Origin of the sequence: Lysobacter sp. Root604 (genome assembly GCF_001427505.1) — a bacterium.
Lineage (GTDB): Bacteria > Pseudomonadota > Gammaproteobacteria > Xanthomonadales > Xanthomonadaceae > Lysobacter.
Genome location: NZ_LMGS01000009.1, coordinates 93,689 through 116,573, shown reverse-complemented (window position 1 = coordinate 116,573; position 22,885 = coordinate 93,689). Strand labels below are relative to the sequence as shown.

Annotated in this window: 19 protein-coding genes; 17 read left to right on the top strand and 2 right to left on the bottom strand. The window is 66.8% G+C overall.

Features of this window, described 5'->3' with window-relative positions; translation table 11 throughout:
- The first annotated feature begins 63 nt into the window (after positions 1-63).
- The 5 genes from ASD69_RS08950 to ASD69_RS21850 all read left to right on the top strand — a co-directional run bounded on the left by ASD69_RS08950 (position 64) and on the right by ASD69_RS21850 (position 3,182).
- Entirely contained in the window at positions 64-633 is a 570-nt protein-coding gene (locus tag ASD69_RS08950; RefSeq protein ID WP_162250634.1) for a TetR/AcrR family transcriptional regulator, read from the top strand.
- Between the two features lie 19 nt (positions 634-652).
- Positions 653-1,003 (top strand): VOC family protein, encoded by a 351-nt coding sequence (locus tag ASD69_RS08945; RefSeq protein WP_082576387.1) that lies wholly within the window; start codon positions 653-655, stop codon positions 1,001-1,003.
- Positions 1,004-1,579: 576 nt separating this feature from the next.
- Positions 1,580-2,014: a hypothetical protein gene (locus ASD69_RS08940; RefSeq protein WP_056177012.1), complete on the top strand. Its 435-nt coding sequence runs from the start codon at positions 1,580-1,582 to the stop codon at positions 2,012-2,014.
- 199 nt (positions 2,015-2,213) lie between these two features.
- Positions 2,214-2,525, top strand: coding sequence for a hypothetical protein (locus tag ASD69_RS21855; RefSeq protein WP_157499124.1), 312 nt, complete (start codon positions 2,214-2,216; stop codon positions 2,523-2,525).
- Positions 2,526-2,720: 195 nt separating this feature from the next.
- On the top strand, positions 2,721-3,182 hold the full coding sequence (locus tag ASD69_RS21850) for a hypothetical protein (protein WP_157499123.1): 462 nt from the start codon (positions 2,721-2,723) through the stop codon (positions 3,180-3,182).
- A 60-nt stretch (positions 3,183-3,242) separates the two neighbouring features.
- Here the strand turns inward: ASD69_RS21850 and ASD69_RS08935 are convergent, their stop codons facing one another.
- Entirely contained in the window at positions 3,243-3,731 is a 489-nt protein-coding gene (locus ASD69_RS08935) for a DUF302 domain-containing protein (RefSeq protein WP_056177011.1), read from the bottom strand.
- A gap of 227 nt (positions 3,732-3,958) precedes the next feature.
- Positions 3,959-4,438 carry a tRNA (cytidine(34)-2'-O)-methyltransferase gene (locus ASD69_RS08930; RefSeq protein ID WP_056177006.1) on the bottom strand — a complete coding sequence of 160 codons (480 nt, stop codon included), beginning with the start codon at positions 4,436-4,438 and terminating at the stop codon, positions 3,959-3,961.
- 214 nt (positions 4,439-4,652) lie between these two features.
- Between ASD69_RS08930 and ASD69_RS08925 the strand changes: the two genes are divergently transcribed.
- From ASD69_RS08925 to ASD69_RS08870, 12 genes are all read left to right on the top strand, one after another.
- Entirely contained in the window at positions 4,653-7,532 is a 2,880-nt protein-coding gene (locus ASD69_RS08925) for a pitrilysin family protein (protein WP_056177004.1), read from the top strand.
- A gap of 282 nt (positions 7,533-7,814) precedes the next feature.
- Positions 7,815-8,201, top strand: coding sequence for a DUF4156 domain-containing protein (locus ASD69_RS08920; RefSeq protein WP_082576386.1), 387 nt, complete (start codon positions 7,815-7,817; stop codon positions 8,199-8,201).
- Positions 8,202-8,403: 202 nt separating this feature from the next.
- Positions 8,404-9,420: a 3-oxoacyl-ACP synthase III gene (locus ASD69_RS08915; protein ID WP_056177001.1), complete on the top strand. Its 1,017-nt coding sequence runs from the start codon at positions 8,404-8,406 to the stop codon at positions 9,418-9,420.
- 163 nt (positions 9,421-9,583) lie between these two features.
- On the top strand, positions 9,584-9,826 hold the full coding sequence (locus tag ASD69_RS08910) for a hypothetical protein (protein WP_056176996.1): 243 nt from the start codon (positions 9,584-9,586) through the stop codon (positions 9,824-9,826).
- Positions 9,827-9,947: 121 nt separating this feature from the next.
- On the top strand, positions 9,948-10,439 hold the full coding sequence (locus tag ASD69_RS22680) for a hypothetical protein (protein WP_235567191.1): 492 nt from the start codon (positions 9,948-9,950) through the stop codon (positions 10,437-10,439).
- Positions 10,440-10,506: 67 nt separating this feature from the next.
- Positions 10,507-12,345 (top strand): XVIPCD domain-containing protein, encoded by a 1,839-nt coding sequence (locus ASD69_RS22935; protein ID WP_056176993.1) that lies wholly within the window; start codon positions 10,507-10,509, stop codon positions 12,343-12,345.
- Positions 12,346-12,571: 226 nt separating this feature from the next.
- Complete coding sequence (locus tag ASD69_RS08895) at positions 12,572-13,204, top strand: YjfI family protein (protein ID WP_056176991.1); 633 nt, start codon at positions 12,572-12,574, stop codon at positions 13,202-13,204.
- Positions 13,205-13,229: 25 nt separating this feature from the next.
- Positions 13,230-13,922, top strand: coding sequence for a PspA/IM30 family protein (locus ASD69_RS08890; protein WP_056176987.1), 693 nt, complete (start codon positions 13,230-13,232; stop codon positions 13,920-13,922).
- A gap of 101 nt (positions 13,923-14,023) precedes the next feature.
- Complete coding sequence (locus ASD69_RS08885) at positions 14,024-14,680, top strand: hypothetical protein (RefSeq protein ID WP_157499122.1); 657 nt, start codon at positions 14,024-14,026, stop codon at positions 14,678-14,680.
- Between the two features lie 75 nt (positions 14,681-14,755).
- Complete coding sequence (locus tag ASD69_RS08880; RefSeq protein ID WP_056176981.1) at positions 14,756-16,735, top strand: flotillin family protein; 1,980 nt, start codon at positions 14,756-14,758, stop codon at positions 16,733-16,735.
- A 132-nt stretch (positions 16,736-16,867) separates the two neighbouring features.
- Entirely contained in the window at positions 16,868-22,183 is a 5,316-nt protein-coding gene (locus ASD69_RS08875) for a DNA repair ATPase (protein WP_082576385.1), read from the top strand.
- Positions 22,183-22,884: a phospholipase D-like domain-containing protein gene (locus ASD69_RS08870; protein ID WP_056176977.1), complete on the top strand. Its 702-nt coding sequence runs from the start codon at positions 22,183-22,185 to the stop codon at positions 22,882-22,884. Before ASD69_RS08875 ends, ASD69_RS08870 begins: the two co-directional genes overlap by 1 nt.
- The last annotated feature ends 1 nt before the right edge of the window (position 22,885 follow it).

The window sequence follows — 22,885 nt, the reverse complement described above, 5'->3', positions numbered from 1 at the left end:
CGTGGCGGGTTTCCGGACAATCGCGGCCCAATGTCCGGCAGGGTTCGTGGGATGATCCCGCCCATGACACTGCTTGAGCCAAACGAAGATCCCCGTAGGCGGCGCACACGCCAGGACCTGATGGCGGCGTTCTTCTCGCTGGTGCTCAACCAGCGCTACCACGAGATCCGCGTCGGCGATGTGCTGACACGATCGGGCGTCAGCCGCTCGACGTTCTACGAACACTTCCGCAACAAGGACGAGCTGCTTGCCGCCAGCTTGGAAGGGCCGTTCCAGACGCTGGCCAATCTGGTCGGTAGGCAGGCGGACGTCAACAAGGTGTGCGCGATCCTGGAACACTTCTGGCAGAACCGTGCACTCGCACGCAGCCTATTCCAGGGCGCAGCGCTACGTATTGTCCGGCACACGCTGGTCATGCACGTGGAGAACACGCTGTCCCCGGCACAGCGCAGCCGTCTGCGCATTCCCGTGCGCCTCGCCGCACATGGGCTCGCCGATGGTCTGTTCTCGCCGGTAGTAGCGTGGTTGCTGGGTGACGCCAAGTGCAGTGCGCAGGAACTCGCCGTTGCCCTGCAGCTGTCAACAGCGGCTGCCACGCGCGCACTACAGGCCGGCGTTCCCGCCGACGACTAGGCAAATAGAAGAGGTGAAGATGATGCGGGTAGTCCCGATGCTGCCGGTCCGCCATATGCCGACCAGCGTGGAGTTCTACGCCAAGCTCGGCTTCGCGGTGGAAAAGCGCAACGACGAATGGCGTTGGGCGATGCTGGTGTTGGACGGGTGCCGGTTGATGGTGGGCGAATCGATCAACCAGCCGCCGGACGCGCCACGCACCTCGGTGATCTACCTGTATCCAGACGACATCTTCGCCTACCACCGCGACGTGCGAAAGCGCGGCTTGGATGTGCCTTCGATCAGTCATCCCTTCTACGGCATGAGCGAGTTCCGTGTCGAAGATCCCGACGGCAATCGGCTATGGATCGGGCAGCAGACGGGGAACTGAGCTTCGCGTAGCGGGGCAAGGACGTAGCGGGGCAAGGACGTAGCGGGGCAAGGACACCCACAGTTCCACAGAAGTCTATTGGCTCGGGTTACTGGCGTGTGGTCGGCGAAATTCAGGGCATGCTGGAGATAGCGCGGCGTCTGAATCAACGCTGGCTTAAAGGCGTCGGCATCGCGGCCAAGCTGGTCTCGGGTATTTCGTAGCTGCTCCGCCCCTCGTGCCCGCTGCTAGAGGCATCCAGGCCGTACAAGATATCCTCTTCTAGCGTTTTGGCAGTGCGCTTGGCCTGATGGAACTTACTTCTCGCGTCCTTCGCGGCAGTGCCGACCGCTAGTCGCGGGCCAGAGGTCTATGGGTGTCCTTAGTTGCTTCGTTGCTGGCTGAGTGCTTTGCCATCGCCATTTATGCTTATGCCGTGATGAGCAATCACCTGCATTTGTTTGAGACAGTGCGCTTGGCCCGATGAACCTAATTTCTCATGACCTTCTCGGCAGTGCCGAAGACTGGCCGCAGGCGAAAGGTCTATGGGTGTCCTTAGTTGCTTGTCTTAGTTGCTTGGAAATGAGGCGATCAAATATGGCTGCGGATGCCAGTAAAGTATTGGTGATAGTGGCAAGCCTGTTGCTGTTGGTTGCGTGCAGCGAACAGGGCAGCGTCCTATTGAGTAAGCGCTATCGTGTATGCATTGTTGACTCTCCTGGGCTGGTGTATGCGAATCACAAGGAATGGATTGACTATGATGAGGGCGTTCTGACTTTCAACAAGGAGATCGTCAATGTTGAAATCGGTGGCCATCCGCGCTTCTCGCACAAAGCGAAGCGTACCGGCAATGACGCGGTGAGCGGCTTTAAGCTTCTTGGAGTTGAGCGCAGCGATAATCGCGACAAGGTTCTGTGGGGCTATAACAGGGGTGATCGACAAGGCCCGGTTCTTGTAATGCTCTCAAGTCCGCAGCTGGGCGATCTGGAAAAGATCCTGACGCAGGAGAAGCTGCTTGTGGACTGCAACTGAAGCGTTCGAAATGGTGAGTTCTTCCTAAAGGAAAGCAGGCGCGCTAGCGGGCAAGCAGTTGTGTTCTAGAGCGCGCCGGAAACGAGCGCCGGAAACGAGGACACCCACAGTTCCGCCTATAGTCGGCTGCTCTGGGCGGCAGCGGTCTAATCTTCATCCCAACCGTGTAGGCGGTTATCGTGAGTTGGGGGAACGTATGGTGAAAAATATTGATCTCAATGAAGCGCTTTCGATGATTATCGAAATGCCTGATGATCACGCGATTTTTGCAAAGAAGCCGTTTCTGCCTGATTCAATTGCTCAAATAGGTCCGCTGGATGCTGATTTTAGTACCCCTACGTCTGTTACGGCTGCTGGTTTTCACTACGTAATAGGTTCAATTTCCGCGCAGGAAGCGGCGGAATTATTTGGTGCCTATGTTCCAACGAAGGAGGAGGTCAGCAGGTTCTTGCTGCACTACGCGGTCTATGATTCGTTTCCTGATTGGGTCTATGAAGTTCAGGGCGAGTGATGCCGAACTAAAGAAGTCGGCGGCAGCAGCGAACAAGGACACCCACAATTCCATACTAGCCTGACATCCGATTCAGACTTTTCCGGCTGCGCGAGCACGACAGCCCCGAGATGCTGGCCTCATGAAACGGGCCCGCTCTAGGTGGGCACCATATGGAACAAGATGAGGGCGTGTTGCTAGTCGCGGATGCAGAATATGAAAGTTGCGATCCTTTCTTTGTGCCTCGCCGTCATCTCTGTGTCTGCATGTTCAGACGGGATGCCAAGGGAACTGCGGAAGTTGGAGGGTATGAGCGTGGAGCAGGCGCGAACCCAGTTTCAGACGCTGCCGCCAGACATTCAGGTTCGAATAGTCGTCTGGGAACTGGAGCATCGGCGGCCGTCGTCCTCGCGATTCGACTATTTGTTGGACAAGAACGGCACGCGTGTTGGGCCGCTACTTCTTGCAGAGGCGGTCCAAACAGGCAATCTCACCATCAATGTGACTTTGTTGCTGGAGTTCGCGCAACTGCAGCCGCTATCCATTTCGGACAGGGATGGGCGGCTCTCAGCGGCCTTGTCTCGTTGCTTCGAGTTGGGCGGGCGGGATAATCGTGAATGCTGGGAGCTTCAGCGTGAGCTTGCACAGCGAACAAGGACGCCCACAGTCCCACATTAGCCTGACACCCAGATCAGCCTCTGCTGGTTGCACGAACGGCCTGAGAGAATCGACGCCGATTTAGCCCACCGCCGCCAGACGGCGCGGCCGCGGCTCCGGCACCGGGCATACGCGCAAGGACACTTCGCGCGAGGCGGCCGCGCGTACCAGCGCGCGCAGGCTTTGGTTCACCGCCTGGGTGATGTCGCGCTGCGCTTCCGGCAAGGCATGCCGGTCGGCCATCCAATCCAAGTCGAGATAGCCCACGCGGGTGTGGCCGTCGTCGTGACGCCAGGCCAGTACCTTCATCGGCAGATCGATCGCCAGGGTCGGCTGTTCCAGCATCGCCACCGACGAGGCCAGCGGATTGCCGAACAGCAGCAGCTGGGTCGGTGGCATGCGCAGGCCGCAGCCGTCGGCGATGCGGGCGTGGTCGATGCGCGCGTACACGCGCAGCCCGCGCTGTTCGACCATCGCCACCAGGCGGTCGATGGTGGTGGTGACGGTGTATGCGCTGCGCATGATCTGCATGCCGGGCGGCGCGTGGGGGTTCGAAACCTGTTCGTTCATGCGGCGGCTCTCACTATGCTGCGATCGCGATGGATCGATTCGGCGCAGATCGCCCGACGGCTCGGGTTTTTCTGCGCTCTATCCACAACATCGCCGCGCCGCCGCGCAAGCGGACGCGCGCACGGCAGCGCGTAGTGGAACCGCGTTGCGCAACGCCTGCGTCTACGACCAAAGTCTAAGTGGCGTCGCGGCACCGGGGCGGTGCACGGCCGCCGCGGTGGCCGGGCTTATTCGCCGCCGGCGTAAGCGAGCTGACGCCAGGCCTCGAACACCACCACCGCGACCGCGTTGGACAGGTTCAGGCTGCGGTTCTCCGGGCGCATCGGCAGACGCAGGCGCTGCGCTTCGGGCACGCCCTCCAATACTTCGCCGGGCAGGCCGCGGGTTTCCGGGCCGAACAGGAAGGCATCGCCGGCGCGATAGGCCGGGCGATCGTGGCGGGTGCGCCCGCGCGTGCTCAGTGCGAACAAGCGCGGCGGCACGCCCTGGTCCTGGGCGATCGCCGCCAGCGCCGCGTCCAGGCTGTCGTGAACGCGCAGCGTGGCGTACTCGTGGTAGTCCAGGCCGGCGCGCTTGAGCTGTTTGTCTTCCAGGCCGAAGCCCAGCGGCGCGATCAGATGCAGGCGCGCGCCGGTGTTGGCGCACAGGCGGATCACGTTGCCGGTGTTGGGCGGGATCTCGGGCTGGTACAGGATGACGTCGAACATGCGCGCATTATGCGGGGCTGGCTCCCCGCAGGGCCGGGTCTGGGCACGTACAGGCACAAAAAACGGGTAACGCAGGTCCGTCCCGACCCCCTACCTAACTTGTGGCCTAGTGCTCACGGCCGCCCGCCGCGACTAGGATGCAGGGTCCTGCGCCGGCCTCGTCCGCGCGTAATCCCTTCATTCGCAACCATCCGACCGTACCCAGGAGCTGCACATGTCCCCGATCTCGCCGACGTCCCGCGCCCGCCCGCGCGCCGCCGCCCTCGCTCTCGCCCTGACCGCCGTGCTGGGCGGTGGCGTCGCTGCGTCGGTGCCCGCGTACGCCGCCGCGCCCAAGGCCTCGGTCGCGATCCCGTACGAGGAGTTCACCCTGCCCAACGGCCTGCGCGTGATCGTGCACACCGACCGCAAGGCGCCGATCGTCGCGGTCAACCTGTGGTACCACGTGGGCAGCAAGAACGAGCAGCCCGGCCGCACCGGCTTCGCGCATCTGTTCGAGCACCTGATGTTCCAGGGCTCGGAGAACCACAAGGGCGAGTTCTTCGCGCCGTTCGAACTGGTCGGCGTGACCGATCAGAACGGCACCACCAACCAGGACCGCACCAACTACTTCCAGAACGTGCCCACCACCGCGCTGGACATGGCGCTGTGGATGGAGTCCGACCGCATGGGCCACCTGCTCGGCGCGATCGACCAGAAGACCCTGGACGAGCAGCGCGGCGTGGTCCAGAACGAGAAGCGCCAGGGCGAGAACCAGCCCTACGGCCGCCGCATCAACGCCAAGATGTTCGAGGCCCTGTACCCGGTCGGGCACCCCTACCACTGGCAGACCATCGGCTCGATGGCCGACCTCGACGCGGCCTCGCTGGACGACGTCAAGACCTGGTTCCGCAGCTGGTACGGCCCCAACAACGCGGTGCTGGTGCTGGCCGGCGATATCGATCTGAAGACGGCCAAGGAAAAGGCCCTGCGCTACTTCGGCGACATCCCCGCCAGCGCCACCCTCAAGGACATGCCGACCAACATTCCCAAGCGCGCCCAGGACACCCGCGAGACGGTGCCCGACCGCGTGCCGCAGGTGCGCGTGTACCGCGCTTGGCCGGTGGCCGAGAACGGCAGCAAGGATTCGACCCTGCTGACCCTGCTGAGCCAGGTGCTGGGCGGCAGCGCGTCCTCGCGCCTGGACACGCGCCTGGTCCACCAGGACAAGCTGGCCGATAACGTCGGCACCTCGGTCTGGAACAGCGAGATCAGCGGCACCTTCTTCATCACCACCACGGTCAAGGAAGGCGTGGACTCGGCCAAGGTCGAGAAGATCGTCGACGAGGAACTGCAGCGTCTGCTGACCCAGGGCCCGACCGCCGAGGAACTGGATCAGGCCAAGACCGCGATCCGCGCCGACTTCGTGCGCGGCATCGAGCGCATCGGCGGCTTCGGCGGCAAGTCCGACGTGCTGGCCGAATGCGCTGTCTACAGCGGCAAGCCCGACTGCTACCGCGAAGAGCTGGAAACCCTGATGGCCGCGACCCCGGAAAGCGTGCGCGCGGCCGGCCAGAAGTGGCTGGGCGTGGGCTCGCACACTCTGGTCGTGCAGCCCAGCGACAAGCCGGCTTCGTCGCTGCCGGAAACCGCCGCCGCGGCGCCCGCCAGCGCGCCGGCCGCGGTGCCCGCGCCGGATCCCAAGTTCAAGACCGTCAAGTCCGACGTCGACCGCAGCACCGGCGTGCCGGTCACCCAGACCTTCCCGGCGCTGAGCTTCCCGACCCCGCAGCGCGGCAAGCTGTCCAACGGCATGGAAGTGGTGCTGGTGGAGCGCCACGAAATTCCGGTGGTGCAGCTGTTGATGGAATTCCCGGGCGGCTACACCGCCGACCAGGGCCGCAAGCTGGGCACGGCCAGCTTCGCCATGTCGATGCTGGACGAGGGCGCCGGCGACTACGGTGCGCTGCAGCTGGCCGCGCGCAAGGAGGCCCTGGGCGCCGAGCTCGGCGCCGGCGCCAGCCTGGACAGCGCCTCGATCAGCCTGTCGGCGCTGAAGGACAAGCTGGATCCGTCGCTGGATCTGTTCGCCGATGTGGTCCGCCGTCCGCGCTTCGACGCTGCCGAGATCGAGCGCGTGCGCGCGACCTGGCTGGCCGGCATCAAGCAGGAGAAGGCGCGTCCGCAGACCGCGGCCCTGCGCGTGCTGCCGCCGCTGCTGTACGGCGCCGGCCACGCCTACGCGATTCCCTTCACCGGCAGCGGCACCGAGGCCTCGATCGCCTCACTGACCCGCGACGATCTGGTCGCCTTCCATCGCGACTGGCTGCAGCCGGACAAGGTGCGCATCGTCGTGGTCGGCGACACCAGCCTCAAGGACATCGTGCCGCAGCTGGAAAAGCGTTTCGGCGATTGGAAGCCGGCGCCGAACGCGCCCGCGCTGCCTGAAGTGGCGACGGTGCCGCGCCCGAAGGCGCCGCGTGTGTTCCTGGTCGACCAGCCCGGCGCGATCCAGTCCAACCTTTACGTCGGCGAAGTGGTGCCGCCGACCTCGGACGCCGGTTCGATCGATTTCGACTTCGCCAACGGCGTGCTCGGCGGCGAGTTCAGCTCGCGCCTCAACATGAACCTGCGCGAGGACAAGCACTGGGCCTACGGTTCCTACAGCGGCGCCAGCAACACCAAGGGCCAGCGTCCGTGGATCGCCTCGGCGGCGGTGCAGAGCGACAAGACCGTGGATTCGATCAAGGAGCTCAAGCGCGAGATCGACGCCTTCACCAGCGGCCAGACCCCGATCACCGAGGCCGAGGTGGCCAAGATCCGCGCCAGCAACACCCTCAGCCTGCCCGGCGCCTACGAGACCGCGAACGCGGTGCTGGGCCAGGTCGCCGGCAATCTGCGCTACGGCCGTCCGGACGACTACATCGTCCAGTACAAGGCCCGCAACGATGCGATGACCCCGGCGCTGGCGCAGGCCGCGGCCAAGACCATCGACCCGGCCGCGGTCACCTGGGTGGTGGTCGGCGACTTGTCGAAGATTGAGCAGCCGATCCGCGATCTGAAGCTGGGCGAAGTGCAGTCGGTGGATGCGGACGGTAAGCCTAAGCAGAAGTAAGGGCGTGCCGCTGCCCTCATCCGCCGCATTTTTGCTTTAGCCCCTCTCCCGCGTGCGGGAGAGGGGGTGGGGTGAGGGCACGCGCAGCATCAAGCTAGCGCCGCCGCTTGCGATTCGCGCGCCCTCATCCGCCCTCCGGGCACCTTCTCCCGTCAGCGGGAGAAGGGACAGCAAACAAGCGTGAAGAGCGGTCGCAGCGCCCCCCGCATCACCAGTCCTCCCAAATTCACGCATACCCGGCCAGAATGCGCGTCATCCACGACGCCCGCACCGGAGCTCCGCATGAATCGTCCGCTCGCCGCTTCCCTGTTCGCCGCCCTGGTCCTCGGCGGCTGCACCTGGGTGCAGATGGCTCCGGGCGCGTCCGCGGTGCGCGTGCTCAGCGGCGGCGCCGCGCCGGCCTGCGAGAAGCGCGGCGAAGTCGCGGTCTCGGTCAAGGACTCGGTGGCCTTCTACGAACGCAACGCCCTGCGCGTGAGCGAGGAGCTGGAAACCCTGGCCCGCAACGAGGCGCCGGGCCTGCAGGCCGACACCATCCAGCCGCTGGCCCCGCCCGCCAACGGCGAGCAGCGCTACGCGGCCTACCGCTGCGGCGGCCAGGCGCCTACCGCCGGTCGGCCGGCCGCGGCCCCGGCCGAGTCCGCCAAGACCTACCCGGTCGGCGGCTGAGGCCCGGGCCTCGACCCCCTGGGGGCCGGATTAAGGGCCGCTAAGGCCCGTTCCAGCGGCTTTAGCGTGCTTTAAGTGCCCCTAGGCACGTCCTGAACGCTTCAGGCGCCGGCACCCGTTCGCCGGCCGGGGCGACACCATTTAATGCAGGGCGGGCTGGAACCCGTTAATCTTTCGTGTTTCCGCTCACGGTTCGCCGCCCATGCTGTTCCAACATGTCGCCATCGCCGGTCTCGCCCACATCGACGCCCCGCGTCGTCTGAGTTCGGACGAGATCAACGAACGCCTCAAGCCGACGCTCGACCGGCTCGGTATCAAGGCCGATGTGCTCAAGGACATCGCCGGCATCCACGCGCGCCGACTGTGGGACGGCGACATGCTCGCCTCCGATGCCGCCACCCTGGCCGGCGTGAAGGCGCTGGCCGATGCCGGCATCGAACCCGACCGCGTCGGCCTGCTGGTCAACACCTCGGTCAGCCGCGACTACCTCGAGCCGTCCACCGCCAGCATCGTCAGCGGCAACCTCGGCCTGTCCGAGCACTGCCAGAACTTCGACGTCGCCAACGCCTGCCTGGCCTTCATCAACGGCATGGACATCGCCGCGCGCATGATCGAGCGCGGCGAGATCGACTACGCCCTGGTCGTGGACGGCGAGACCGCCGGCCTGGCCTACGAGAAGACCCTCGAGCGCCTGACCTCGCCCGACGCCACCGCCGAGCAGTTCCGCAACGAGCTGGCCACCCTGACCCTGGGCTGCGGCGCCGCGGCCATGGTGATGGCGCGTTCCGAACTCGCGCCGGGCGCGCCGCGTTACCGCGGCGGCGTCACCCGCGCGGCCACGCAGTGGAACAGCCTGTGCCGCGGCAACCTCGACCGCATGGTCACCGACACCAAGATGCTGCTGACCGAGGGCCTCAAGCTCGCCCAGCGCACCTGGATCGCCGCGATCGGCGCATTGGGCTGGGTCGCCGACGAACTCGACGAGTTCGTGATCCATCAGGTCAGCCAGGTCCACACCCAGGCCTTCATCAAGGCCTTCGGCATCGACCCGAAGAAGGTCCTGACCATCTTCAACGAGCACGGCAACATCGGCCCGGCCTCGGTGCCGATCGTGCTGAGCAAGCTGCGCGAGATGGGCCGCCTGAAGAAGGGCGACCGCGTGGCCCTGCTCGGCATCGGTTCGGGCCTGAACTGCTCGATGGCCGAAGTGGTCTGGTAAGCACGACAAATGCGCGCGGCGACACGCGCGTTGTGCCAGGAAAGCCCGCGCTAGCCAGCGCGGGCTTTTTCTTTGGCGGCGCCGCGCGCGCCGGCCTGATCGAAATCTTCATGTGCGCCGCGCTAGCATCGGCTTTCTTATCGCACCCAGCACAGGACTGCCCATGACGACCCCCAAGAGTCACCTCGAAATCGCCCTGGCCTCGATCCCGGTATTCACCAACGACGGCGAACTCGATGCCCAGGAATTCGACAAGCTGCTGGCGCTGGCCCTACGCGACCAGAGCATCGACGACGACGAGAAGCGCGTGCTCGGCAACATCTTCAAGCAAGCCGAACTGGGCGAGCTGGATGCGACCGTGAAGACCCGGATCGCCGAGGCGCGCCGTTTGCACGGGATCGCCTGAGCCCCGCAACCGGCCCGGCGGATCGCGGCGCACGCCCTGCCGCGAACCCGCCCGGCCGAGGTTGAACTTTCACGCACGCCTGCCGCACTCTGACCGCCTGCGTTCCGCACAAGGAAGAGGCATGCGTCAGGCTGCTGCTTGGGTGTTGTTGCCGCTGTTGGCCGCCTGCGCGTCGACCGCGCCGGCTGTGGATAAAGAGGGCGTCGGCAAGGCCGGCGCGTCCGCCGATCTGTGCGCGCAGGTGCGTGCCTGGAAGGCCTCTGGCGAGTACGAACGCGTGCGCATCGCCGCCAGCGGCGGCTCCGACGAGGGCGGCCTCAACTCCCGCTTCGATTTCGACGGCCGCCACGGCCTCAAATCGCTGTCCGCCGAATGCGGCGCCGGCAGCTACTCCGAATGCGAATTCTCGGTCGAGCGCGCCGACGGCGGCCGCTACGCCTTCAGCGAGTTGTCGCGCTTCGGCCTGATCGAGCGCGACGGCCGCTATTACCTGGTCTACGGCATCGTCGGCGCCAGCAAGGGCAAGGACCCGAAGGCCCAGCGCGTGGTCGAGCTGGCCGACCCGCCCAAGACCGTGTGCGACCAGATCGGGGATTACGCCGATCTGATGTGAACCAACGCGGTTCACATCGGAATTACCCACGCCCCAGGAAGGGCGGATCACCAGGAGCGAGAGCGTCATGGATTACAACGAGCTGACCCAAGAGCAATACAACGAACTGATCAAACGGCTGGTCAAGATCACCGAGTCGCTGCACGCGCGTTCGCAGGACGTCGGCGACGACCGCGCCACCATCGGCTACGGCTACACCTTCAACCGGTCCAACAACGTCGAGATCTGGGAGCGCTCGGGTATCGAGCTGACCCGCGGCGAGCGCGAGCTGCTGCAGCGCATCGACGAGGCCCCGGCCGCCGACCGCACCCGCCTGGGCCTGACCTTCCCGCGCACGCTCGATGCGGCGCAGGCCGATCGCCTGCTGGAGGCCTCGATTCCCGAATACGAGGCGCCGGTCAACGCCTTGGACATGCCGATGTCGCGCGAGAAGGCGGCCGCGGTGTCGGTGGTCTACAACCGCGGCGTCGGCTCCTACAACCGCAACATGGAACCGTTCCGCGACGCCGTCGAAGCCGGCGATCGCGCCGAGGCCTGGTTCGAGCTGCGCTACAACTCCTGGGGCTCGCACGCGCCGTCCGAGGCCGGCCTGCGCAAGCGCCGCTACATGGAGGGCCAGCTGTTCGGCCTGTACGACGATCCGGCCAACGTCGACGCCGCCGAAGCGCGCGACGTCTACCGCAGCTTCCAGCTGCACCGCGACCGCATCGTGCGCGACGAGCGCAACTGGGGCGAATCCATCGACGGCCGCAATGAAGGCCGCAACATGATCGACCAGGCCAACCGCGACTTCAGCAACATCACCGCCGACTACGGCGAGGTCCAGACCATCCGCGAGGCGTTGGCGCCGGCGCGCGACGCCCTGCTCACCGATCTGCGTCGCGAGCATCCGGATCTGGCCGATCGCCTCACCAACGAATCCTTCGAGGCCGGCGCGATCTACCTCGATCCCGGCCGCAACACCGCCACCGTCGCGGTCAACGCCGAGCACGCCGCCACCCTGGACGCGCGCCGCACACGCAACGGCGCCGAGGTGTCTAGCAACGACCTGCTGATCGGCGAGGGCGGCGACGATACCCTGCGCGGCGCGCGCGGCGACGACATCCTGATCGGCGGCGCCGGCCGCGACCGTCTCGAAGGCGGGCAGGGCCGCGACACCTACGTGGTCGGCGACGGCGACACCGTGCTCGACAGCGACAAGGTCGGCGAAGTGCGTTGGGGCGGGCGCGTGCTCAGCGGCGGCGTGCGCAACGAGGGCGATCCCGAAAACACCTACCGCAGCGCCGACGGTCTCTACACCTACCAGCTGCAAGGCACCGACCTGCGCATCACCGATCAGGCCGGCGCCACGGTCACGGTCAAGGAATTCGAAAGCGGCAACCTCGGCATCACCCTGGGCGCGAATCCCGGTGGCGGTACGCGCGAGGTGCTGGGCGGCGGCGTGCCCGCCAACGACGCGCCGGTGACCGCGCCGGGCGAGCGCAGCACCGGCCAGCGCAGCGAGGCCGCGCCCGAGCATCCGATGTACCGCGAGGCGCTGGGCCAGGTGGAATCGCTGTACGAGCGTCACGGCAAGCAGGTCGGCAACGAAGAACTGCAGCGCACCGCGATGGGCGTGGCGGTGGACGCGTGCCGCGCGCGCATGACCGGCATCGACCACTTGGTCTTCAGCCGCGACGCCCAGCATGGCGGCCCGGATCTCAACGGCAATCTGATCGCGGTGCAGGGGCGCCTCGACGACCCTGGCCACCGGGTCAGCGCAACCGCGCTGCAGGAGGCCGCGCGCACCCCGGTGGCCGAGTCGCAGCGCCGGCTTGAGCGGGTGGGCCAGGAGCAACTCAGCCAGGACCGCGCGCTGGCCCTGGCTCAGGAGCAGCAGACCCTGGGCGCGCGCCGTCTGGGCTGAGGCGCTCCCGGCACGTCCTGCGTGCCGGGGCCATCAGGGCGTTCGACCAACGGGCACACCGCGACCGTCCGAGGGCGGTCCGGTGTAGCCGCATCTTCGCCTTCGTGTCGGCAACCCACTGTTTTTAATCGAATTTAGCGCCGGCTTCGGTGTGGCGCTGCCGTTCGTCGGAACATCACATGTGAGCACTTGAAGTCGTTACATGTGATGCGATAACGTGCGCTCCATGGAACGCAAATCCTCCGCCTACTACCAGCGCCTGCACCGCGAACGCCTGCGGCAGAAGGGGCTGGTCAAGAAGGAGGTGTGGATCCTGCCGGAGTTCGGCGACGAACTGATGGCGGTCGAAAAGCGCATGCGTCAGCCGCGCGGGACGATGGGCCCGTCGCCGGCACGACCCGATAAGGAGAGTGGAATGAGCGAATCGAAGACCTGGACGGCGACGGCCCTGTACGAGGCCCTGTCGGCGACCGAAGAGTTCCGCAATGGCGAGTCCCAGATCGAACTGATCGACGGCGCCGAGCCGGGCTTGCACGTGACGATGTCCGAATACGGCGACCTGCCGCTGTTCATGGCCGTGGTCGGCGAACAGATCGTGGTCGAGGCCTTGCTGTGGCCGGTGGCGCAGGTGCGCGACTCGGCGGCGTTCAACGACGAAGTCCTGCGCACCCACAAGATGTTCCCGCTGTCCACGGTCGGCATCGAGACCCTCGCCGACGGCGAGCGGGTCTACATCATGTTCGGTGCGCTCAGCGCCGGTTCCTCGCTGTCGAACGTGCTGTTCGAGATCGAGACCCTGGCCGACAACGTGATCAAGGCCACCGAAGCCTACGAACCCCAGCTGCGTCAGGCCGCGTAACGCGGCCGGGCCAGGAGACGAGACGATGAACATCTGGAGCAAGCTGTTGACCGCCCTGCGCGGCGGCGCCAACGAAGTCGGCGAGTCGCTGGTCGACGGGCAGGCGCTGCGCATCCTCGACCAGGAAATCCGCGACTCCGACCTGGAGCTGCGTCGTTCCAAGGAAGCGCTGGCCGAGATCATGGCCAAGCACAAGCTGGCCGAGGACCGTCTGGCCAGCTCGCGCGACAAGGTCGCCGAATACGAGGCCTACGCGATGAAGGCATTGGAAGCCGGCGACGAATCGCTGGCGCGCGAGGTCGCGGCCAAGATCGCCCTGCTCGAAGGCAGCCGCGACGCCGACGAGCATCAGGTGCGGCAGTTCGCGTCCAGCATCGTCGACCTGCGCAAGGCGATCCTGCAAGCCGAGGGCAACATCCGCCGCCTCAAGCAGCAGCTGGACACGGTCAAGGCCACGGAAAGCGTGCAGCGCGCCCAGGCCACCGTCGCCCATCGCTACGCCGGCTCGCAGAGCCGCATGCAGACCGCGGTGGAATCGCTGGAGCGGATCAAGCTCAAGCAGGCCGAGCGCGGCGCGCGCATGGACGCGGCGGCCGAATTGGCCAAGGATGAGGGCCAGGACGCACTGGACACCAAGCTGCGCGAGGCCGGCATCATCGCCGACGCCACCAGCGCGGATTCGGTGCTGGAGCGGTTGAAGCAGAAGAGCGCGGGTTGATCCTGCCCGCGCGCGCTGGCGCCGGCCGGGTAAGGTAGGTGCAGCGCGCGTCGGGGCGACGCGCGCGGGGTGGTGGCACAAACGGGGAGAAGGGTGTGTTCGTGTTCCTGCAGATCGTATGGTCGTTCCCGACCGTCATCTTCAGCCTGCTGATGATGATGGTGGTGCTGTACTGGCTGATCGCCGCCACCGGCCTGATCGACCTGGACATCCTCGATGGCGTGTTCGGCATCGGCGCCGAAGGGGCCGATGCCGCAGGCGGCGATGGCGGCGGGCTCAGTGGCGTCACCGGTCCCCTGATGCGTTTGGGCCTGGGTGGCATTCCGCTGACCGTGGTGTTCACCGCGCTGGTGTTCTTCAGCTGGTTCCTGACCTATTTCGCCGAGTACCTGGTGCTGCGCCACCTGCCCGGGAACTGGATGCATACCGTGCTGGGCGTGGCGACCATGGCCGGCGCGCTGATCGCCTCGGTGTTTCTGAGCGGCATTGCGTTGCGCCCGTTGCGGCGCTTCTTCGCCCAGCTCAAGCCGTTGCCGGCGCGTCCGTTGCTGGGGCAGCTGGCGATCGTGCGCAGCCCCACGGTGACCGCGAGCATGGGCAGCGCCAGCGTCGAGGACGGCGGTGCCGGCCTGATCCTGCAAGTGCGCGACGACGTTGCCGATCGCTTCAAGCGCGGCGACCGCGTGGTGCTAATCGAATACTTCGCCGAGCAGAACGCCTATCGCGTGATCGGCGAAGACGAGTTCAACGGGCCGTAGCAGCCGCGTCGGCCCTCCGCCGCGCGCTCGGTCGTCATCCGTTATCGAATTGATTGGGTCAAAGGGGAATCTGAAATGAGTCTTGAAATCATCCTGCCGGGGCTGATGATCGCGGGCGCGGTCATGGTCGCGATCTTCGGCTTCTTTGGCCTGTTCAAAGCCTTCTACATCAAGGTGCCGCAGGGCACGGCCTTGATCGTGAACGACCTGTCGGCGACCCCGAAGGTGCATTTCACCGGCGCGCTGGTCTACCCGGTGATCTACAAGAAGGAGCTGATGCAGATCTCCTTGATCACCCTGGAGGTCGACCGCCGCGGCAAGGACGGCCTGATCTGCAAGGACAACATGCGCGCGGACATCACCGTGGCCTTCTACCTGCGCGTCAACGAGACCCAGCAGGACGTGCTCAAGGTCGCCAAGGCCGTGGGCACCGAGCGCGCCTCCGACCGCGGCGCGGTCAACGAGCTGTTCAACGCCAAGTTCTCCGAGGCGCTGAAGACGGTGGGCAAGAAGTTCGAGTTCACCGACCTGTTCGAGAACCGCCAGGACTTCCGCGACCGCGTGCTGGAGACCATCGGCAACGACCTCAACGGCTACCTGCTGGAGGACGTGGCGATCGACTATCTGGAGCAGACGCCCAAGGACTCGCTGGACCCGAACAACATCCTCGACGCCGAAGGCATCCGCAAGATCACCGAGCTGACCGCCACCCAGAACGTGATCACCAACGAGCTCGAGCGCAACGAGCAACTGGCGATCACCAAGAAGAACGTCGAGACCCGCGAGGCGATGCTGGCGCTGGAACGCCAGCAGGCCGACGCCGAGGCGCGCCAGAAGCGCGAGATCGAGACCATCAAGGCGCGCGAGGAAGCCGAGACCGCCAAGGTGCGCGAGGAAGAGCGGCTCAAGGCCGAGCAGGCGCGCATCGGCGTGCAGGAGCAGCTGGACATCCGCGAAGAGAACCGCATGCGCGAAGTCGAAGTCGCGCAGCAGAACCGCCAGCGCGCGGTCGTGATCGAGGTCGAAAAGGTCACCCGAGCCAAGGATCTGGAAATCGTCTCGCGCGAGCGCGAAGTCGAACTGCAGAAGATCGACAAGGAAAAGGCGCTGGAAGAGCAGCGCAAGGACATCGCCAACGTGATCCGCGAGCGTATCGCGGTCGAGAAGACCGTGGCCCAGGAAGAGGAGCGCATCAAGGAAGTGCGCGCCGTGTCCGAAGCCGACCGCGCCAAGCAGGTCACCGTGCTGAATGCCCAGGCCGTGGCCGAAGAAGAGCTGGTGCGGCTGGTCAAGCAGGCCGAGGCCGACGAGGCCGCGTCCAAGCACAAGGCGGTGGAGATCACCACGCTGGCGCAGGCCGAGCTGGACGCGGCCGGCAAGCAGTCCGAGGCCAAGAAGCGCATGGCCGAGGGCATCGAGGCCGAGCGCGCCGCGCCCGGCCTGGCCGACGCGCGCGTGCGCGAAGTCACCGCCAGTGCGATCGAGAAGGAAGGCCTGGCCGAAGCGCGCGTGATCGAAGCGCATGCCGACGCCAAGCAGAAGCAGGGCCTGGCCGACGCCAAGGTGCTGGAAGAGAACCTGTTCGCGCAGGCCCGTGGCGACGAACAGCTGGGCGCGGCCAAGGCCAAGGCGACGAAGGACCTGGGCCTGTCGGAAGCCGAAGTGCTGCTGCAGAAGTTCAAGTCCGAGGCCGAGGGCCTGGCGCAGAAGTTCGGCGCCCTGGATGCGCTCAGCGACACCGCGCGCGCTCACGAAGAATTTCGCATGCAGCTGGAGAAGAGCTTCGAGCAGGCGATCGCGTCGATCGAGGCCAACAAGGAAGTCGCCAAGGAGCAGGCCGACGTGCTGGCCGCCGCGCTCAGCAAGGCCAACATCGACATCGTCGGCGGCGAAGGCGAGTTCTTCAATTCCTTCGCCAAGGCGCTGTCGGTGGGCAAGGCGATCGAAGGCGTGGCCGGCAAGAGCCCGATCGTGCAGGACGTGCTGCAGAAGCTGCTGTCGCTGCAGGGCGACAAGCCTGGCAAGTCCGGCGACGGCGCTTCGCTGGCGTCCTGACGCGGCAAGCCGGGAATTGGGAATCGGTAACAGGGAATAGGAATGGGTATCGGAGCTGAGCCGGCGCTGGATCGCGTCGGCTCGAGTGATTCCCGATTTCCCATTCCCGACTCCCGCCAAAAGGAAGCGAAGATGTCGGAAACCAAGCCGCAGGCGCCGGACGCATCGGCCGCCGAAGCCATTCTCGACCAGGCGGTCGCCCAGGGCGGCGCCTACGAGGTGCTGCGCAAGCGCCTGGGCGAACAAGGCGCGCGTCTGCGCGCGATCGCCGATGCGCTCAACGCCCAGCGCCTGACCGAGTTCGGCAGCAGCCGGATGGACGTGGCCGGGCGGATGCGCATCCGCACCGAGAACAATTGCGTCGCGCGCGACATCGTCCAGGTCGGCGACTGCCTGCTGTTCGGCTACAACGTCTTCATCGGTCTGAAGAAGGAAACCCGCGTCGAGGACGTGTTCTCGCTGCATCGGCTGGTCGAGACCGCCGAGGGCTACGACGTCGAGGCGGTGGACCTGGCCGGCAGCTTCCTGGCCGCCGGCAGCTTCCCGCAGGATTTCCGCGAGCTCTACGCCTACTACAAGAACACCCGTCTGCTGCAGCTGGAGGCGCGCGACGGCAAGCTGCTGGCCGCGTTCCAGATCGGCGAGCGCCTGGACGACGTGCGCGTGTTCCGCTGGTCGGTCGAGGCCGACGGCCAGGTCCGCTACATCGACAACCGTGGCGAGCGCGACATCGCGCTGCCGGCGCCGTTCGACTTCGAATGGACCCGCGCCACCCGCGAGATGGCGGTCGAGGGCCGCCACCCGCATCTGAACATCCTCGACAGCGTGTTCGTCGAAACCGTCGGCGGCGACCTCACGGTCAAGATCGAGAACAACACCCAGGACGGCCTGGGCATCTACCGCGAGCCGGTCGCCGACCGCACCCAGTCGCTGGACGACGCCCAGGTCGAGTTCGCGCGCGTCGGCAGCCTGATCCTGCTGCGCGTGCTGCCGTACCGCGAGGAGCAGTGGCGGCATCTGGTGTTCAACACCCTGACCCGCAAGGTCCAGCGCATCGATGCGATCGGGCTGGCCTGCGTGCAGCTGCCCGAGGACCATGGCATCGTGTTCCCGGGCGGCTACTACCTGCAAAACGGCGAGTACAAGACCTTCGACTCGGCCATGGACGGCATGCGCTTCCAGCGCGCGATCCGTTCGCCCAACGGCGAGGACGTGCTGTACGTCTTTTACGAGCCGCAGGCCGGCCGCTCGGCCTTGTTCACCTACAACATGATCGAACGCCGGTTGCAGACGCCGGTGTACGCGCACGGCCACGCCCGCTACGAAGACGGGCGCATGGTGGTGTTCACCGCAGAGAGCGAGGAGCCGACCCGGGTCCACCCGATGCAGGTCTGGCGGACCCCGTTCTCCAGCGACGAACACGCCGCGCGCCAGCCCGCGGGCAACAGCTTCATGGGCCGGATCGGCAACGCCGAGCTGGTGCGCGGCATCTCCGACCTGCTCAGCCTGTGCCGCGAGATCGACGCCACCGAAGTCTCGGTGCAGCGCTACAGCCAGCTCAGCCAGGCCACCCACCGCCTGTTCGACATCCACCATTGGCTGGGCGACCCCAAGGGCGGCGACGCCGCCTCGGTGTTGCGCGAGATCGCCGCGACCAGCGAGTCGGTGATCGACGAGTACGAAAAGGTCGAGGGCATCCGCAGCCAGTCCGAGCGTGCGATGCGCGAGGGCCAGAGCCGCCACAAGGCATTGCTGGATTCGCTGCTGCCCGACGGCTGGGACACCGTGCAGCAGCACGTCGACGCGCTCAACGGCATCGCCGCCCAGCGCGGGCACCTGCTGACCATCCGCGAATACCGCTATATCGACGTCGCCGCGATCGACGCGATGGAGACCGAATTGCTGGCCGCGCAGGAGCGTGTGGCCGCGGCCACCGGCGCCTTCCTGTCCGGCGACAAAGCCCTGCTGCCCTACGCCGAGCGCCTGCAGGCGCTGGACGCGCAGGCCCAGCAGGCGACCAGCGTGGCCCAGCTGGAGGTGCCGCTGAAGCAGATGCAGGCCATGTCCGGCGACCTGGACATGCTGTCGCAGCTGATGGCGACGCTGCGCGTGGACGACGCGACCCAGCGCACCCGCATCGTCGAGGCCATCTCCGGCATCTACGCCCGCCTCAACCAGGCCAAGGCGCGCGCCGATCTGCGCCGCAAGGGCCTGGGTTCGGCCGAGACCGTGGCCCAGTTCGGCGCCCAGTTCACCCTGTTCGGCCAGGGCGTGGCCAGCGCGCTCGCGCTGGCGCGCGATCCGGAAAAGTGCGACGAGCAGCTGTCGCGCCTGATGGTGCAGCTGGAAGAACTGGAGAGCCAGTTCGGCGAGCACGAGAACTTCCTCAACGACATCCTCAGCAAGCGCGAGGAGCTGCTTGAGACCTTCGAGACCCACAAGCAGGCGCTGCTGGACGACCGCCAGCGCAAGGCGCAGTCGGTGCTGGATGCGGCCACCCGCATCCTTGAAGGCCTGGGCCGGCGCACCGCGCGCTTCGAAAACGCCGACGAGCTCAATGCCTTCTTCGCCGGCGATCCGCTGATCCTCAAGCTGCGCGAACTGGCCGAGCGCCTGCGCACGCTCAAGGACAGCGTCAAGGCCGACGACGTCGAAGCCCGCCTGAAGGGCGCGCGCGACCAGGCGGTGCGCGCGCTGCGCGACCGCAGCGACCTGTTCGAGGCCGGCGGCGAAGTCATCAAACTCGGCCCGCGCCACCGCTTCAGCGTCAACACCCAGGAGCTGGACCTGACCCTGCTGCCGCGCGAGGACGGGCTGGCCCTGCACCTGACCGGCACCGACTTCCTGGAGCCGCTGCGCGACGAGGCCTTCGATGCCCTGCGTGAGTACTGGCAGGTCGTGCTGGATTCCGAATCGCCCACGCTGTACCGCGCCGAGTATCTGGCCGGCTTGGTGCTGGAAGCCGCCGCGGCCAACGGCGAAGGCTTGAGCATGGACGCGTTGCGCCAGCAGCTGGCGCAGCCGGAGGCCCTGGCGCGCAGCGTGCGCGACTTCGCCGCGCCGCGGTATCGCGAGGGCTACGAGAAGGGCATCCACGATCACGACGCCAGCTTGATCCTGCAGGCGCTGATCCCGTTGGCCGACAGCGCCGGCACCTTGGCGTACAGCGCGGATGCGCGCGCGTTCGCCAGCGTGTTCTGGAGCCAGGTCATGACCGGCGAGGACGCCGCGCAATGGCCGGAGCGCGCGCGCACCGCCCGCGACATCCAGCGCCTGTTCGGCAGCGACGCCGGTCTGCTGGCCCTGCGCGCCGAAGTCGAGGCGGCGATGCGCGCCTTCCTGCAGGCGCAACCGCTGGATCTGGATCCGGCCTCGTGTGCGCACGCCGCCGACTATCTGGTGACCGAGCTGTCGGCCGAGCACGTCCAGTTCGCCTTCAGCAAATACGCCCAGGCCCTGCTCAAGACCTTGCAGGAGCGCCTGACCGCCGCGCGCATGTGGGACGGCTTCGTGCAGACCCTGCGCCGCCTCGGCGATCGCCTGCCCGCGCGCTGGACGCTGGCGGCGAACTGGTTCGACGCGCTGTGCCGCGAGCCCGCGCACGCGGCCCTGGCCGGCTACGCGCGCGAAGCGGTGGCCTTGTTGCTGCTGGACGAGCGCGTGCCGCACCGGGTCAGCGAAGTCGAGCTGCGCGCGTCGATCGAAGGCCTGCTCGGCGAACACCCGCGCGTCCAGGCGCAGCGCCTGGACCTGGGCGTGGACGACTTCCACGCCCGCTTGCGCGCGCACCGCGAGCGCTTCCTGCCGGGCGTGCGCCGCTACCAGGCCCTGCGCCAGGAAACCGTCGCGCGCGAGCGCGAGGCGCTGCGGCTATCGGAGTTCAAGGCGCGCCCGCTGAGTTCGTTCGTGCGCAACAAGCTCATCAACGACGTCTACCTGGGCGTGATCGGCGACAACCTGGCCAAGCAGATGGGCACGGTAGGCGAGGGCAAGCGCAGCGATCTGATGGGTCTGCTGATGATGATCTCGCCGCCCGGCTACGGCAAAACCACGCTGATGGAATACGTGGCGCACCGCCTGGGCCTGATCTTCATGAAGATCAACGGCCCCGCGCTGGGCCACGAGGTGCGTTCGCTGGATCCGGCGCGCGCGCCGGATGCGACCTCGCGCCAGGAGCTGGAGAAGCTCAACCTGGCCTTGGAGATGGGCAACAACGTGATGCTGTATGTCGACGACATCCAGCACACCCATCCCGAGTTCCTGCAGAAATTCATCTCGCTGTGCGACGGCACGCGCCGCATCGAAGGCGTGTGGAAGGGCCGCACCCGCACCTACGACCTGCGCGGCAAGAAGTTCTGCGTGGTCATGGCCGGCAACCCGTACACCGAGTCCGGCGAGGTGTTCAAGATTCCGGACATGTTGGCCAACCGCGCCGACATCTACAACCTCGGCGACGTGCTCGGCGGCATGGAGGACGCATTCAAGCTCAGCTACCTCGAGAACAGCCTGACCTCGAATCCGGTGCTGGCGCCGCTGGCCACGCGCGAGCTGGCCGACCTGTACCGTTTCGTCGACAAGGCCGCCGGCCGCGCGTTCTCGGCCAACGAACTCAGCCACGCCTACGGCGGCGCCGAGATCAACGAGATCGTCGCCACCCTGCAGCGTTTGATGCAGGTGCGCGACGTGGTCTACCGGGTCAATCAGCAGTACATCGCCAGCGCAGCCCAGGCCGCGCAGTACCGGGTCGAACCGCCGTTCAAGCTGCAGGGCAGCTATCGCAACATGAACAAGCTGGCCGAGAAGATCTCGCCGGTGATGAACGAGGCCGAGCTGCAGCAGCTGATCGCCGATCACTACCTGGGCGAGGCGCAGCTGCTGACCGCGGGCGCCGAGGAGAATCTGCTCAAGCTGGGCGAGTTGCGCGGCACCCTGGACGCGGCCCAGGCCGAGCGCTGGGCGCAGATCAAGCGCGACTTCCTGCGCAACAAGGCCATGGGCGCCTCCGACGCCGACGTCGGCGGGCGCGTGGTCGCGCAGCTGGCCGATCTGGTCGAGGGGGTGCGCGCGCTGGACACGCCGGCGCCGGCGGCCGAGGCGCCGAAACCCGAGCCGGTGGAGGCACCTTGGCCGCAGATCGTGGCCCTGCTGGAGCGCGCCGCGAATCGTCCGCCCGCGCCGGCGCCGGCCGCCGAGCCCGATCCGCAGGCGCTGCTGGACGGCTTGCGCGCCGCGCTCGAGGCCGCGCTGGGGCCGCTGATCGGCCGCCTTGGCGATGGCGCCGAGCAGCAGGCGCAGTGGCAGGCGCGTCTGGTCGAAGCGATCCAGCACATGGGCGAGCGCGGCGCGGTCGCGACGGCGCACGTCCAGCATGCGACCGAGCAGCAGTTGCAGCTGCAGCGCGCGCTGGCCGACTTCGCCGACCGCCTCAACGAGCGCACGCCGCGCTGATGGGGACCGTCGACTACAGCGAGTTGGACCGCGCATTGCGCGAAAGCGCGGCCGACCGCCGTCTCGACAACGACGAGAAATTCGAGCTGCGCGAATTGGGCGCGCGCCTGGACCCCGAACGCGTGCGTTACCTGCGCAACCGCGCCTTCGACATGGCGCGCGAACTGATCGTGGAGCGTCCGGCCGAATCGCTGGACGCGCTGCGCTGGCTGGAACAGGTGGTGCGCACCCTGGACGTGGTCGGGGCCGCGCCCAGCATCGAGTCCAGCGCCCATTTCACCCCCGGCGACGACTGCCTGCGCAAGCTGCGCGCGATGTGCATCGGCGCGCGCCGCAGCCTGGACATCTGCGTCTACACCATCTCCGACGACCGCATCACCGAGGCGATCCTGGATTGCCACCGGCGCGGGGTGACGGTGCGCTTGCTCACCGACAACGACAAGCGCTACGACGACGGCAGCGACATCGCCCGCCTGCGCGAGCAGGGCGTGAACGTGCGGATCGACGACAGCCCCTTCCACATGCACCACAAGTTCGCCGTGTTCGACGGCCGCACGCTCGCCAACGGCAGCTTCAACTGGACCCGCAGCGCCAGCACCGGCAACGAAGAGAACCTGGTGGTGACCGACGACCCCGCGCTGGTGCGCAGCTTCGCCGGCCGCTTCGAGGCCCTGTGGGGCAAGTTCGCGCAGGGCTACTGAG